This window comes from Spiroplasma endosymbiont of Acasis viretata (genome assembly GCF_964031275.1).
Lineage (GTDB): Bacteria > Bacillota_I > Bacilli_A > Mycoplasmatales > VBWQ01 > Spiroplasma_E > Spiroplasma_E ixodetis_A.
In genome coordinates this window covers 1,115,466-1,130,112 of the sequence record NZ_OZ035019.1, presented here as the reverse complement: position 1 = coordinate 1,130,112, position 14,647 = coordinate 1,115,466, and the positions used below count along the sequence as shown (strand labels likewise).

The 14,647-nt window shown below is 25.7% G+C and carries 14 protein-coding genes and 1 tRNA gene; all 15 read left to right on the top strand.

Annotated elements, in window-relative coordinates; genetic code table 4:
• The first annotated feature begins 39 nt into the window (after positions 1-39).
• The 15 genes from AAHM96_RS06275 (at position 40) to eno (ending at position 14,556) form a co-directional block, all read left to right on the top strand.
• The gene (locus AAHM96_RS06275) at positions 40-1,116 is read left to right on the top strand and encodes a M24 family metallopeptidase (RefSeq protein WP_338973802.1); all 1,077 of its coding nucleotides are present in this window, start codon (positions 40-42) and stop codon (positions 1,114-1,116) included.
• 2 nt (positions 1,117-1,118) lie between these two features.
• On the top strand, positions 1,119-1,682 hold the full coding sequence (gene efp, locus AAHM96_RS06270) for an elongation factor P (protein WP_338975581.1): 564 nt from the start codon (positions 1,119-1,121) through the stop codon (positions 1,680-1,682).
• A gap of 14 nt (positions 1,683-1,696) precedes the next feature.
• On the top strand, positions 1,697-2,065 hold the full coding sequence (locus AAHM96_RS06265; RefSeq protein WP_342272977.1) for a hypothetical protein: 369 nt from the start codon (positions 1,697-1,699) through the stop codon (positions 2,063-2,065).
• Entirely contained in the window at positions 2,031-2,435 is a 405-nt protein-coding gene (gene nusB / locus AAHM96_RS06260) for a transcription antitermination factor NusB (RefSeq protein WP_342272976.1), read from the top strand. The genes AAHM96_RS06265 and nusB overlap by 35 nt, the downstream gene beginning before the upstream one ends.
• 375 nt (positions 2,436-2,810) lie before the next feature.
• A protein-coding gene (locus AAHM96_RS06255; protein ID WP_342272742.1) for an IS5 family transposase occupies positions 2,811-3,600 on the top strand; the annotation gives its coding sequence in 2 pieces (ribosomal slippage) (positions 2,811-3,071 and positions 3,073-3,600; 789 coding nt in all).
• Positions 3,601-3,828: 228 nt separating this feature from the next.
• Positions 3,829-3,904: transfer RNA gene (locus AAHM96_RS06250), tRNA-Phe, on the top strand.
• A 132-nt stretch (positions 3,905-4,036) separates the two neighbouring features.
• Entirely contained in the window at positions 4,037-4,906 is an 870-nt protein-coding gene (locus tag AAHM96_RS06245; RefSeq protein WP_342272975.1) for a hypothetical protein, read from the top strand.
• Positions 4,843-5,139, top strand: a complete 297-nt coding sequence (locus tag AAHM96_RS06240; RefSeq protein WP_342272974.1) for an amidohydrolase family protein — start codon at positions 4,843-4,845, stop codon at positions 5,137-5,139. Before AAHM96_RS06245 ends, AAHM96_RS06240 begins: the two co-directional genes overlap by 64 nt.
• 27 nt (positions 5,140-5,166) lie before the next feature.
• Positions 5,167-5,916 (top strand): glucosamine-6-phosphate deaminase, encoded by a 750-nt coding sequence (nagB, locus tag AAHM96_RS06235; RefSeq protein WP_342272973.1) that lies wholly within the window; start codon positions 5,167-5,169, stop codon positions 5,914-5,916.
• A gap of 16 nt (positions 5,917-5,932) precedes the next feature.
• The gene (gene tpiA / locus AAHM96_RS06230) at positions 5,933-6,682 is read left to right on the top strand and encodes a triose-phosphate isomerase (RefSeq protein ID WP_342272972.1); all 750 of its coding nucleotides are present in this window, start codon (positions 5,933-5,935) and stop codon (positions 6,680-6,682) included.
• A gap of 41 nt (positions 6,683-6,723) precedes the next feature.
• The gene (locus tag AAHM96_RS06225; protein WP_342272971.1) at positions 6,724-8,100 is read left to right on the top strand and encodes a hypothetical protein; all 1,377 of its coding nucleotides are present in this window, start codon (positions 6,724-6,726) and stop codon (positions 8,098-8,100) included.
• 17 nt (positions 8,101-8,117) lie between these two features.
• Positions 8,118-9,653: a 2,3-bisphosphoglycerate-independent phosphoglycerate mutase gene (gpmI, locus tag AAHM96_RS06220; RefSeq protein WP_342272970.1), complete on the top strand. Its 1,536-nt coding sequence runs from the start codon at positions 8,118-8,120 to the stop codon at positions 9,651-9,653.
• 190 nt (positions 9,654-9,843) lie between these two features.
• Positions 9,844-10,770: a hypothetical protein gene (locus tag AAHM96_RS06215; RefSeq protein WP_342272969.1), complete on the top strand. Its 927-nt coding sequence runs from the start codon at positions 9,844-9,846 to the stop codon at positions 10,768-10,770.
• A 37-nt stretch (positions 10,771-10,807) separates the two neighbouring features.
• Positions 10,808-13,132 (top strand): hypothetical protein, encoded by a 2,325-nt coding sequence (locus AAHM96_RS06210; RefSeq protein WP_342272968.1) that lies wholly within the window; start codon positions 10,808-10,810, stop codon positions 13,130-13,132.
• A gap of 119 nt (positions 13,133-13,251) precedes the next feature.
• A complete protein-coding gene (eno, locus tag AAHM96_RS06205) occupies positions 13,252-14,556 on the top strand; it encodes a phosphopyruvate hydratase (protein ID WP_342272967.1) in 1,305 nt (434 codons plus the stop codon).
• Positions 14,557-14,647 lie beyond the last annotated feature (91 nt).

Below are 14,647 nucleotides of genomic sequence, written 5' to 3'. Positions count from 1 at the left end.
GTTATTAATTAATGATTTATTAAAAGGATTGAATTTAAAATGAAAAATTTAAATAAAAAAGAAATTATTGAAACAATATTAACCAAAAATAAAATAGATGCTATGTTATTTTACTCTCCCGAAAATCGCTTTTGATATAGTGATTTTATTTCAACGTTAGGTTATTTATTGATTAGCAAAAATGATGCAAATTTATTATTAGATGGAAGATATATTACTGAGGGAAAAGAAAATGCCAAAAATGTTAAATGCATTCAATTTAGTAATATTTTTTCTTCGTTGAAAGATTTATTAAAATCACAAAAAATTAAAAAAATTGGTTTTGAAGCAGAATATATTACTATTGCTCAATTAGAAAGTTGAAAGCAAGAAATTAAAGATATTGAATTTGTTCCAATTTATGTTAGTTCATTAAGAATGATTAAAGATGAAATCGAAATTGCACGAATTGCAAAAGCTTGTGCTATTGGTGATTTGGCTTTTAATGAAGTTTTAAGCTTTATCCGACCTGGTGTTAGTGAAAAAGATGTTGAAGATATAATATTACGTTCATTTGTTAAAAATGGTGCAACAAAAGCATCATTTGATACTATTGTTGCTTCTGGAGAAAGAGGAGCAATGCCTCATGGTAAAGCTAGTAATAAAAAAATTGGCAATAATGAATTAATTACTTGTGACTTTGGTTGTGTATATGAAGGTTTTTGTTCAGATATGACTAGAACTTTTGCGATTGGTAAAGTTAATCCAAAATTAATTGAAATTCATGAAATAGTTAAATCAGCACAAATGGCAGGAATTAAGGCTGTAAAACCAGGTATAGCTATTGGTGAAATTGATAAGATTTGTAGAGAATATATTAAAGAAAAGGGTTATGAACAATATTTTACTCATGGTACTGGTCATGGACTTGGTATTGAAATTCATGAATCGCCTTGAGTTATTAAAAATGAATCTACTATTTTAGTTCCGGGAATGGTTATTACTGTTGAACCAGGTATTTATATTCCTAATTTAGGTGGTGTTAGAATTGAAGATGATATTTTAGTTACCAAAGATGGTTATCAAATTTTAACAAAATCATCTCGTGAAATTGACATTTGAAAGGAGAAAAAATAAAAATGATTAACGTTAATGATTTTAAACCAGGAATTACTTTTTTACATAATAAAACTGATATTTTAATAGTTATTGAATCAGCACATTCTAAAAGTGGACGTGGACAAGCGCATGTGAAGGTAAAAGCAAAAAATTTAAGGACACAAGCTATTATTAGTATTACTTTTACCGGTGGTGATACAGTTTATCCAGCTATTATTGATAAACGACCAGCAATTTATAGTTATGATGATGGTATGTATTCAGTTTTTATGGATAATGAAGATTATAATGAAATTAGGATTGATCAATCACGCTTATCATGAGAAAAAAAATTTTTAGTTCCTGGTAATGAAGTATCATTAAGGGTTTATAAAAATTTAGAAATATTAGGTATTGATTTACCTCCTTCGGTAGTATTAGCGGTTGTTGATGCTCCACCAGGAGTCAAGGGAAATAGTGTTTCTAATACGACAAAAACAGCTATTTTAGAAAATGGTTTACAATTACAAGTACCAATGTTTATTAATAATGGTGATAAAATTGTAGTAAGTACAGATGAAGGGAAATACAAAACTCGCGCTTAAGAAAGGTGAATATTATGGAAATACTTATTGAAGAAAGTAAAGTTGGAACATTAAAATTATCTTCGTTAGTTATTAAAAAATTTATTTATATGTTATTAATTAATGATAACTTTCAATTAACATTAGAAGATGTTGAAGTTCTAATGTTAGAAACAAATGATATTACTGCTATTAATAATAATATTGTTGTGCGAATAAAATTAATTGTTAATCCAAATGAAGATTTAGTAAATTTAAAAAATAAAATTAATAATTTAATTTTAAGACGTACTGAATCAGCTTTAAATTTATTTTTATTAAATATTCATATAATATTTATTGCTAAAACTAAGGAAGTAGAAATCAACAATGCAAGAACAAAAGAAGATAACCCAGCATCATAAAAGAATTGGCATGATAGAAGTATTATATCAATATTTCCTTGAAGGCCAATCACAACAAGCATTTAAACAATTTCTTTTTGAAGAAGAAGGTAAGAGTTTAATTACTGAACAATGTGAGATATTAAATAAAATAATTGATTATGAATATGATTTAATAGATTTAATTAATAAAAATTTAAAACAAGGATGAGATTTTGAAAATTTAAAACCAATTGAACAAGCAATTTTAATTTTAGCAGTGTATGAAATTGTCCATACTAAAACAGATAAAAAAATTATTATTAATGAAGCTATTATTATAACTAAAGCTTATTGTCCAAATGATGATTATAAATACATTAATGGTGTTTTAGATAAAATAAATAAGTAATTATAACTAGTATATGATTGAATTTAGTTAATAACTATATTTCTAATATAAATATATTATCTTATTTTAAAGATATTTTTTATGTTATAATGTAATATTTTTGTTCAATGTAACTATTTTTTAAAAATTAATAGTTAAAAAATAAAAAAATAAAGTATAATATATTTTAATAAACTTAATATATAAACTTAATATATAAACTTAATATAAGTTTTTACCCATTGTTTTTTTAAAGCAAATGGGTTCTTTTGCTTTTAAAAAGGAGAAGTATATATGCCATTAACTAAAGAAGAATCTTTTTTACTATTAGAACCTGTTTAAAATCTTTTAGAGAATAGGATAAAATGATTATATATTTTAAAATAAGAGGTATATATGTGTAAAAATTATCCTAGTAATGTTAGCAAAGAGCAATTTGAAAATATAAAATCAATTTTAGAAAATACTAAAAAGAGAACTAAACCAAGAAGTTTAGATTTATATGAAGTATTTTGTGCAGTTTTATATGTATTAAAAAGTGGTTGCCAGTGAAGAATGTTACCAAAAAATTTTCCAAAATGACAAATTGTATATTATTATTTTCAAGCTTGAAGTAAAAATAATGATAAAGAACCTAGTGTATTACAATTAGTTTTAAAAAAAATTAGTCAAGGCATTTCGTATCAATAATGGTAGAAAAGAACAAACTAGTTTTTGTATAATTGATTCACAAAGTGTTAAAAATACAGATACTACTAAAAATAAAGGTTATGATGCTGGTAAAAAGATTTCAGGAATAAAGCGTCATATTGCTGTTGATTCTCAAGGTTTACCACATGCAATTTACATAACCACAGCAGAAAAAACAGATCGTAATAGTGCTATAATAATGATTGAAAATGAAAAAGAGAATCTTTCTGCAGTTCAAAAAATACTAGTAGATGCTGGTTATACTGGTGAAAAATTTGCTTCTAAAATTAAAACAATTATAAATGCAAATGTTGAAGTTATAAAACGTAATGAATTACATTCTTTTGTAGTATTACCAAAAAGATGAGTTGTAGAACGAAGTTTTGCATGATTAGAAAAATGCAGAAGATTATGAAAAAATTGTGAAAAAAAATTAAATACTAGCTTACAAATGGTTGTTCTTGCCTTTATTTCAATTTTATTGAAAAGATTTTAAACAGGTTCTAAAGAAAATGAGTCTACTGATTTATTAAATAATAATTGAAAAGAAGAAATTAGAAGAGACTCAAATCACTTAATGCCAAAAACTGAAAAACCTTGTTGAAGAAGATATGTAATTAGAAGATAATTAGCAAAAAAATAAATATATATTTAAATAAATTAAAAAATAAGTTTTAACCCCTTGTTATTTTTTACTTTTATATGCTATTATTGTATAGGTAACGGCTCGGTAGCTCAGTTGGTAGAGCATTCGCCTGAAGAGCGAAGTGTCAGTGGTTCGAATCCGCTTCGAGCCACCATTATTTAAAATATAGGCAATTAAGCCTTTTTTTTAATTATTTTTCTTAGATTTAGGTTTAAGTTAAAATTTTAGGTATAATAGTGTCATTAGCAATTTTAAACAATTAATAATTCTAGAAAGAAGGGTATTAGTGTCTAAAATTTTAGTTTTAAATAATGCGAAAATAATTAGCATTAAGAAAATAATAAATAATGGTTTTTTAGTAATTAAAGATAATTTAATTTTCCAAATTAATGAAGGAAAGTATAATTATGAATTTCAAGATGCTCAGGTTATTGATTGTCATAATCAAACAATAATACTTGGTTTTATTGATTTACATGTACATGGAGGTTATGGCTATAGTTTAATGGATGGTACCATTGAATCAATTAATAATTTTGCAAAATTAGTTCCAAAAGAGGGAGTAACAAAGTTTTGTTATGCAACAGTTACTGCCAGCAAAAAAGAAATTGATAATGTTCTTTCAGTATTTGCTAAGTATATGAAAACAGAAAATAAAGGTAACAAGGCACGAATTATTGGTGCATATTTAGAAGGACCTTTTATCTCAGAATTACAAAAAGGAGCACATACTCCGTCATTACTTCATGTTCCTGATCTTAATTTAGTAAAATCTTGAAATATAATTAATAACATTATTCCTAGTGTTGGTCATAGTAATGCTACTTTTAAAGAAATAACTAAAACTGTTGAATATGGTTTAACGCATATTACCCATCTTTATAATGCAATGAGCCCCTATAATCATCCTGATCCTGGTGTTGTTCCGGCATCATTATATTATGATCAATTAGTTACTGAGTTAATTTGTGATGGAATTCATGTTGATATTGATATTTTAGCAATAACATATAAAATTAAAGGTGTGCCGATGGAATTTGTATGATTACTGATGCCATGAGTGCGAAAGGACAGCCTGATGGTAAGTATTTATTGGGACCATTACCTGTCATTAAAAGTAATAATAAGGTTACTGTTGAAGCAACCGGAAAATTAGCAGGCAGCATTGCAACAATGATTGCTGGTTTTAAAAATTTATTAAAAATTACTAATAATAATTGACAAGATTGCATCAAAATGGCTTCTTATAATAGTGCTAAACAAGTAGGAATTGCAAATAAAACGGGTGATATTGTTATTGGTAAATTAGCAGATATTATTGTATTAACTAAGAATAATGATATTTTTTTAACAATATGTGAAGGAAAAATTGCATATCAGCAAGAATAAGTAAGTAATGTAAGGGGTTTTTAAATTATGAAATTAATTATTTTAAAAGATAAAACTGAGCTTGCTCAATTATTAAGTAAAATTATTATTGATATTATTAAAGTTAAACCAAATGCTATTTTAGGATTGGCAACGGGAAGTAGTCCAATTGAAACATATGATTTATTAATAGCAGATGCAAAAAATAACAAAAGAGATTGATCAAAAGTCGTAACATTTAATTTAGATGAATATGTTGGTTTAACTCCATATCATGTAAAAAGTTATCGTTATTTTATGAATCATCAATTATTTAATCATATTAAAAGTCTTAATTTAAAAAATACGTATGTTCCTAAAGGTATTGGTGATTTAGACCAAAATGTGGAAGAGTATGAAAAATTATTAAAAGAAAAAGGACCAATTGATTTACAAATATTGCGCTTAGGTACTAATGGTCATATTGCTTTTAATGAACCAGGTACTCTTGCAAGTAGTAAAACACATGTTGTTAATTTAACTAAAGAAACAATTGAAGCTAATAAAAGATTTTTTTCTAAAGTTGAAGATGTACCAACCAAAGCTGTTACGATGGGTATTCATACTATTTTACAAGCTAAATTGATTGTTTTAATTGCTACAGGAACTAATAAAGCACAAGCTATTCGAGAGTTAGTTGAAGGTAAAGTTTCTCCAAATTATCCATGTACTTTTTTACAAAATCATGATGATGTTACAATTATTATTGATGAAGAAGCAGCAACTTTATTAAAGCCAACTATATCAAAAAAAAATTAACTTAAAGGAGAAACAAATGGAACGTAAAAAGATTATTATTGGAAATTGAAAAATGTATAAAAATATAGAAGAAACTCAATTTTTTTTAAATGAATTTAATAAATTATTAAAAACTAAAACTATTAAATATGATTATGGAATAGCAGCTAGTTTTACTAATTTACCTTTATTAAAAATGAATAAAACTTCTGCTTTAATTATTGCAGCTCAAAATTGTCATTATGAAACCGAAGGTGCATATACTGGTGAAATTTCAATTAAGATGCTAAAAGATATGATGGTTAGTCATGTTATTATTGGTCATTCTGAACGCAGAATGTATTTTAATGAAGTAGATGAAACAATAAATAAAAAATTACATTCACTATTTAATGCTAATATTATACCAATTTTATGTTGTGGTGAAACTTTAAACCAATATGAAAATAAAAAGACTAATGAAGTAATTAAAAATCAAATTAAGTTAGCATTAAAAAATATTAAAGCAGAAAATATTGCTAAGTTAGTAATTGCCTATGAGCCAATATGAGCAATTGGTACTGGTAAAACAGCAACAGCTCAACAAGCTCAAACGGTTTGTAAAATGATTCGTGTATTTATTAGTGAATTATATAATAAAAATGTTGCAGAACAAGTACGTATTCAGTATGGTGGTTCAGTAAAACCCGATAATATTAAATTAATACTTTCTGAACCTGACATTGATGGTGCATTAGTTGGAGGTGCTTCATTAGTACCACAATCTTTTTTTGATTTACTAATTTAACTCTATTTAAATTACTAATAAAAATAAGGAGTTAACTAAACATGGAATTATCAAAGATACAAATTAAAAGTATGTGAACAAAACTAACAAAAAAAATTAAACATCGTGCCTTTCCGGCAACCACTTTTGTCAATGCTTTTAGGAATAATTCAGAAATTTTAGCATTGTTTAGTAAAAATGGTGAAGACACTAATCAATTAGAACAAATTGGCTTTATTATTTGTACTAAAACTATTTTTGCTTCTAGTAGTGATAGTATTGTTAGTGACAAAGGTATTATTACTAATGAATATTTTACTGGTGAAGTAATTGATGTTAATAATACTCTTATTCCTAATACTTATATTCATTTAGTTAAAGTTAATAGTGGACCAATCGTTATTAACGATATTCCATTATATTTAACCATCAATGAAAGTCATCATCAATCATTAGTTAATAATAAAATTGGTGCTAAATTATTTACAAATAGTTTGATGAAACAATTAAATTATAAAACTTCTAATTTTAGTTCTATTTCTATTACTGAAGAAAATTTTATTGTTGTTCTTAATAATTTAAAGATAAATAGAAAACAAATATTGCAAAGTGAATGTATCATTAATTCTTTATTAGAACAAAAATTATCATTAGAACAGTTAATTTTATTGCAAAATAAAAAAGAATATAGTTATTTAAAAAAATTTAATGAAGTTGAATTACAAGAAATTATTAATTTGCAAAAAATAGCAGTTGTTGCTATTAAAACTAATAAAGATCAGCGAAAAATAACATTAATAGCAGGTAATAAACAACGAATTGAAAACTTTTTTATTAATGCTAAAAAACCAATCATTATTGCTATTAATGCTATTAATAAAAAAATTAGAGCAATTAATCAGCCTGAAAATATTCAACCAATAGCACCGATAACTAATATTACTAATTATCAAGATTTATGACAATTACAAAAAATTCATAAAGAACTATTGAAGTCATTTTCAAAATGGCGGATAGTATCTCAAGATATATTAGAAAATTTATCGCAGACTTTTGCTTATGGTTATTATTCAGAAGTCATTGATAATTTGAAAATTACTCATTATTCTTTTAATAATGATTTATTAGATTATAATTTAATGGAAATTAAAGGACACAATTTATTAGCTAATAGTAGTAATACTATTTTATTTCTTTCTAATAATATTAGTGATAATCCTAGTATGGTTATTTTATTAAGTCAAGATTTAAAATCAATTTGTGATTTAAAAACAATAATTACTAAAATTACTAAAAAGCAATCTATTAAAATAGTCTTTAAAAAAGATATTGTTATTTTGAGTACTGTTCATTATCAATGTATTACTGATTTTATTACTAAAATGATTACTATTTTTAAATCTGATAATTTTAAACATCAGTTGCAAGTTATTAAATAAAATATGAGGTGAAATTTATGAAAACAAAACAACCAATATTACTATGTATTTTAGATGGTTTTGGTATTGCAAAATCTAGTGCAACTAATCCCATTAGTTCTGCAACAAAACCTAATTTGGATTATTTATTAAAAACTTATCCGCATACTGAAGTTTCAGCTTCTGGCCTTGCAGTTGGTTTACCAGAAGGACAAATGGGCAACTCTGAAGTTGGACATTTACAAATTGGTGCCGGTAGAGTAATTTATCAGTCATTAACATTAATTAATAAGTCAATAAATGATAAAACATTTTTTAAAAATGAAACAATATTGTCAGCAATTAATCATGCCAAAAAGAATAATAGTAATGTTCATATTATTGGTTTACTAAGTGATGGTGGAGTACATGCTCATATTAATCATATTTTGGCATTATTAGAAATTGCTAAACAACAAAATTTTAAGAATGTTTATGTTCATGCTATTTTAGATGGTCGTGATACAAAAGCTGATATTTCTAAAATTTATGTTGAACAGTTATTAAAAACTATGAAACAATTAGGTGTTGGTATGCTTGCTACTATTTCAGGAAGATATTATGCTATGGATCGCGATAAACGTTGAGATCGTTTAAAAATAGCATATGATGTAATAGTTAATCATGAAGGCGCTTCATTTATTGATCCTATTGCTTATGTTAATGCAGAATATAGTGCTGGTCGTAATGATGAATTTATTATGCCTGCTTATAATTCTGAAATTAATAATGGCAATATTACTAATAACGATAGCATTATTTTTGCTAATTTTCGTCCTGATCGTGCAATTCAATTAGCATCAGCATTAACAAATAATAAATATGATTTTAATATTAGTATGAAAATACCAACATTAAAAAATACTTTTTTTATTTCAATGATGGAATATGCTAAAAGTGTTAAACCACAAGGTGTTATTTTTCCACCTATATCAATGCTTGATGCTTTAGGGGAATGATTAAGTAAAAATCAATATCATCAATTACGAATTGCTGAAACTGAAAAATATGCACACGTAACTTATTTTTTTGATGGTGGTGTTGATGTTGAATATCCACTATCAACAAGAATTTTAATTCCTTCACCAAAAGTAGCAACTTATGACTTAAAACCAGAAATGAGTGCTCGCGAAATTACTACTCGTTTAGAAAGTGAAATTTCTAAAAACATATATGATGTTATGGTTTTAAATTTTGCTAATCCAGATATGGTTGGTCATACTGGTGTTTTAAATGCTGCCATTGATGCGATTGATGTTATTGATGAATGTCTTGGAAAATTGTATCAAGCAATAAAAAAAGTGAATGGTATTTTAATGATTACTGCTGATCATGGTAATGCTGAAATCATGATTGATAAAGAGGGTAATCCTAATAAAAAACATACATCGCAACCAGTACCATTTATTATTTGTAAAACAGGATTAAAATTAAAATGAGGTGGTTGCTTAGCAAATATTGCTCCAACGCTATTAGACGTTTTGGGTTTAGTTAAACCAACTGTTATGACAAGTGAGTCTTTAATTATTAAATAAAAATATATTGATTTTTTCTTTTTATTGATAAGTGCTTGTTTTAAGAATATAAAAGTATTAAAATATAGGCATATGAATTAAATATAGTGTTTCCCCTTTTATTTTTTTTAAATAAATATAAGGGGTTTATTATATTTAGCTTTTATATTTTGCAAATTTATACATTTATTAAAAATTATGGAGGTAGAGTATGCCATTATCAGAGACAGTAGAATATCGAGAACTTAATGATTTTGTACAAAAATCATTAAGTTCTAAAAAAGATGAATCATCAGCCAATATAACTTTAAATAGTTTGGAAGTTAAGATTGATGATATAAAAACACAATTGGATAGTAGTTTAAAAGAATATATTATTGAACTTGTATATGTAGATGAAAAGGGACGTTTAGTAAAAAAAACTAATGATGAAAACGTTAGTATTATTCAACAACCACCTTTAGTAATTAATAGTGATCAATTACAACAACTAGTAATAGTAAAAGAAAAATTAGATAGTTCTCTAGTACATTTATATCGAACTAAAAAAGAAAATGATAAGATTATTCTTGAATATTTAGGTAAAAAAGAATTACCAGCATTATTATTAAAAACTGAATCAGAATCCAATAATTTAAATAATGAAGAATATAAAGAAGAGTTAGATGATCTTAATGTTAATATTATAAAAAGATCTGAAGAGCCTATGAAATTATCATTTGCTGAAAATGGAACGTGTTATTTGTTTATTGATAATAAAAACAAAACAATTGTTCCTGTAGATGTAAATGATGCTAAGGAATTTAAAAACTTTGTAGCCAAAAAATGTCCTCGTAATGGTAGTATAAATATTGAAGTTGATAAAAATGGAAAGATTTTGTTTGCATATATTATTGATAACCAGACTCATAAGAGGAAAGATATAAAAATTGCTGAAAAATTAATTGATACTTTTGAAAGAGTAATTATTACAGCCTCTTCTTTACATTCACAACATTCACAAAATAATTCTGTTGCACCTAAAAAAGAAGTACAAAGTAATAATTCTTTTCCTGCAAAGGAAGTTAATGGTACTGAACCACCATCAAAACCAGTAGAACAAAGTGTTAAGTCAGTTTTATCTACACCAACACCATAAATGTAATAATTAAAGGAGAAAAATAAAAATGCCACTAATGAAAAATTTTAAATGATTTACAAACATTATGAGAAATATATATCAATCAGAAATAAGTGATGTTGAAGATATTGCTATTGAAGTAGAGGATGACCTATATTCAAAAAAGAATACACTTAATATTTTAAAGAATTCTTCTTTCAAGATTAATCCATTAAAAGTAAAAAAAATAGTTAGTTTAAATCAAGATGGAAAATTTGTTGTTGATAGTGGTTCATTAGTTAATACTATATTTATTAGTGATGAATCATTAACTCAAAATGATCAAAGTTTATTTAAAAAAGACCAATTAGTTTTCGTTGAAGATGAAACTGACAATACTAAAATTAAAATATATAAAATTTTATTTGATGAATCTGAAGGTGAAATAAGACCTGAATTAGGATTATTAGGAAGTATAAAATTATCAGAATTTAATGGAATTTTTATAAATTCTGGACTGTTTAAAGAAAATGATGTTTTAATTAATCAAAAGATTAATAATTTATTAGATGCTCCACAGTTGCGAAATCCATTTGAACAACCAAACCCAGTTTGAGATGTGGAACACTATAAAATTAATGATTATTCTTCAAATAGTACAATGATTGAAAATTTTAAAAAACATTTAAACTTAGTGAATGTTGAAAAAGACTATTTTATTTATCGTCAAGGAAATGAAATTTTTATTAAAAATGTTACTGATCCAAATGATACTTTTATAATCTCAACAACTGCTCAAAATATTACTGATAATGATATTTTTTATTTAAATAAAAAGATTAACGAAAATGGAGAAACTTTTTGAGAAACCTATAAAATAACAAAAAAACCTGTTCTAGGATGGTTATATGATAATGTAAAATATCAAGCATATGAATTTAATCCTTTAACCAACCAGCAATTTGATGATTTAAAAGCATTAAGTATTCCTCCACAATTAGGATTTACTATAGAACCAACAATTAATAATGGATTAGCATCTCTTCTTAAAGAAGAGCAACAAGAAATTGATTTAGTTGCTATGCGTTTTTTAGTAAATGCACCAGAAGATTTACCTGAACCTTTACAGATTGCAAATAATATCTCTGAAACATTGCAAAATAATAGCATAGAAGGTTTGTATAGTTTAGTAATAGAAGATGGTAAAATAAAAATATCAGATGCTAAATCAGATCCAGAAAATGTAATTTTTGAACAAGAACTTTCTCAAGAAAATAAAAATATATGAAATAATGATATAGAAGTTGCTGGTAAGTATCAAAAAGTATACTTTGCGAAAAACCCAAGTAATAATTTAGTAGAAAAATGAGTAGTTATTGCTGATCAAAATCAACTACAATGTATTCGAACAATTTCTTTATCGGAATTAAGAAAAAGTTTTGCAAATAATAATTTATTTCTTGATGGATTAAAGGGTATTCACTGTGGAGAAAATGGAGCACAAGTTAAAGTGGCAAGAACTGCTGCTGAACAGGTAATATCACCAAAACCATCAGCTACAAAATTATCTCCAGTTATCGTTAAAAATGTTATTAATTTAAAATGAGATGATAGTAGAAAATTATGAGATTTAAATATAACAACTGATGAGCAAACATTGGATAAAAAATTAAAATTAGAAAAAAATGAAAATGATATTTTGAATAATTTAATAGAACAAAATAAAAAAGCAAATACTGTTATTTTATTTAATAAGTGTGATCGTAAATTTTTAAGAGCATATTATTTTGATGAAAATAATAAGAAAGTAAATTGCTCTAATAAGTTAAGTGATGAAGATAAAGAACAACTTAGTACCATAAATCAAAAAGCAAAAGCAAGAGTATTAGAAGCAAGAACAGTAACACCAATACTTGATTTAAAATCAAACTTATTTTTAAAAAATACTAAAACTTTTAATTTTAATATTTTTAATGGAAAATGTTATGTTTTATGTAATGATGAACTTGGAATTCCATTAAAAGCAGAAGTGAAACTTAGTCCTGAACAAATTCGTGCATTATCATATTTAGCTAAAAATGAAGTTGATTTTTCTTTAACTTTTGATAAAGATGATAATTTTAAAAGTATAAGTTATACCTTTTATAGAGATGAAGTAAAACAAAATATAACTATTAATAGGAAAGATTTATCTGATAGTAATAATTTTAATCAAAAAAGGATTGAAACTGATGAATTAATGGAAACAATAGTTACTGCTCTTAATAATCCTGAAAGTTTAATACCAGAAGATGATGGAGTAACTCCAAAACCATGAAATAGTGATACTGCTGCTAAAGTTAATGGAGCATCATTACCAAGTAGTACAACTCAACATCCACAACAACAACAACAAATGTAATTAAATCATCATTATTTTAGAAGCACAAATAAAAAATATTTGTGCTTTTTTGATTCTAAACAATATTTTTTTCTGTATAATAATTAGTGAAATATTAAAGAAAGAAGGAATTAACAAATATGTCTTGCATTATTGATATTAGAGCACTACAAGTAATAGACTCAAGAGGAAATCCAACTATTCAAGTTGAATGTTGAACTGAAGATGGTGGATACGGGCTTGCTTTAGTGCCATCAGGTGCTTCAACAGGTACTAGAGAAGCTTTAGAACTACGAGACAAAGATACTAAAGTTTATGGTGGACTTGGTGTTATGAAAGCCATTAAAAATATTAATGAAAATATTGCCGAAGCTATTATTGGTTTGGAAGTTACTAATCAAAGATTAATTGATCAAACAATGATTAAGTTAGATGGAACAGAAAATAAAACAAAATTAGGTGCCAATGCTATTTTAGGGGTATCATTAGCAGTTGCTAAAGCTGCCGCTGATGAATTATATGTGCCCTTATATACATACTTAGGTGGTACTAATGCTTGTCAGTTGCCAGTCCCAATGTTAAATGTAATTAATGGTGGTGCTCATGCTGATAATAATATTGACTTTCAAGAATTTTTAATAATGCCAGTTGGTGCTAAAACATTTTCAAAGGCAATCCAAATGGCTGCCGAAACTTTTCATGCTTTAAAAAGTATTTTAAAAGGTAAGGGTTTAGTTACTGCAGTTGGTGATGAAGGTGGTTTTGCTCCTAATTTAAAATCAACCGAAGAAGCATTAGATTTAATTGTTGAAGCTATTAAAAAAGCGGGTTATACTCCAAATAAAGATATAAAAATTGCTATGGACTGTGCATCATCAGAGATTTATAAAAATGGTAAATATGTTTTTGGTAATAAAGATGGTAAAAGTAAAAATACTGAAAAATTATTAACTTCAGCGCAACTAGTAGATTATTTAGTTGATTTAACTAAAAAATATCCAATTATTTCAATTGAAGATGGTTTGGCTGAAGGTGATTGAGAAGGATTTAAATTATTATTAGAAAAATCAGAAGGTAAATTCCAAGTTGTTGCTGATGATTTATTCGTTACTAATCCAAAAATTATTAAAGAAGGAATTATTAAAAACGTTGCTAATTCAGTATTAATTAAATTAAATCAAATTGGAACATTAACTGAAACTATGGAAGCTATTGAAATGTGTCAAAAAGCTGGGTGAACGGCAGTAGTATCTCATCGTTCTGGGGAAACTGAAGATACAACGATTGCTGACTTAGCAGTAGCTTTTAATACTGGACAAATTAAAACAGGTTCAATGTCAAGAACTGATCGTGTTGCAAAATACAATCGTTTATTAACAATTGAAGCTGATTTAGCAGATCAATCTAAATTTTTAGGTGACGATGTATTTTATAATATTAATTAATTAAAATCATATTTTATGGTTAAATTTACTGATATCCTTTTTAATTTTAAACAAATTATAATAATTATCACTAAAATAATGTAATTAGAAG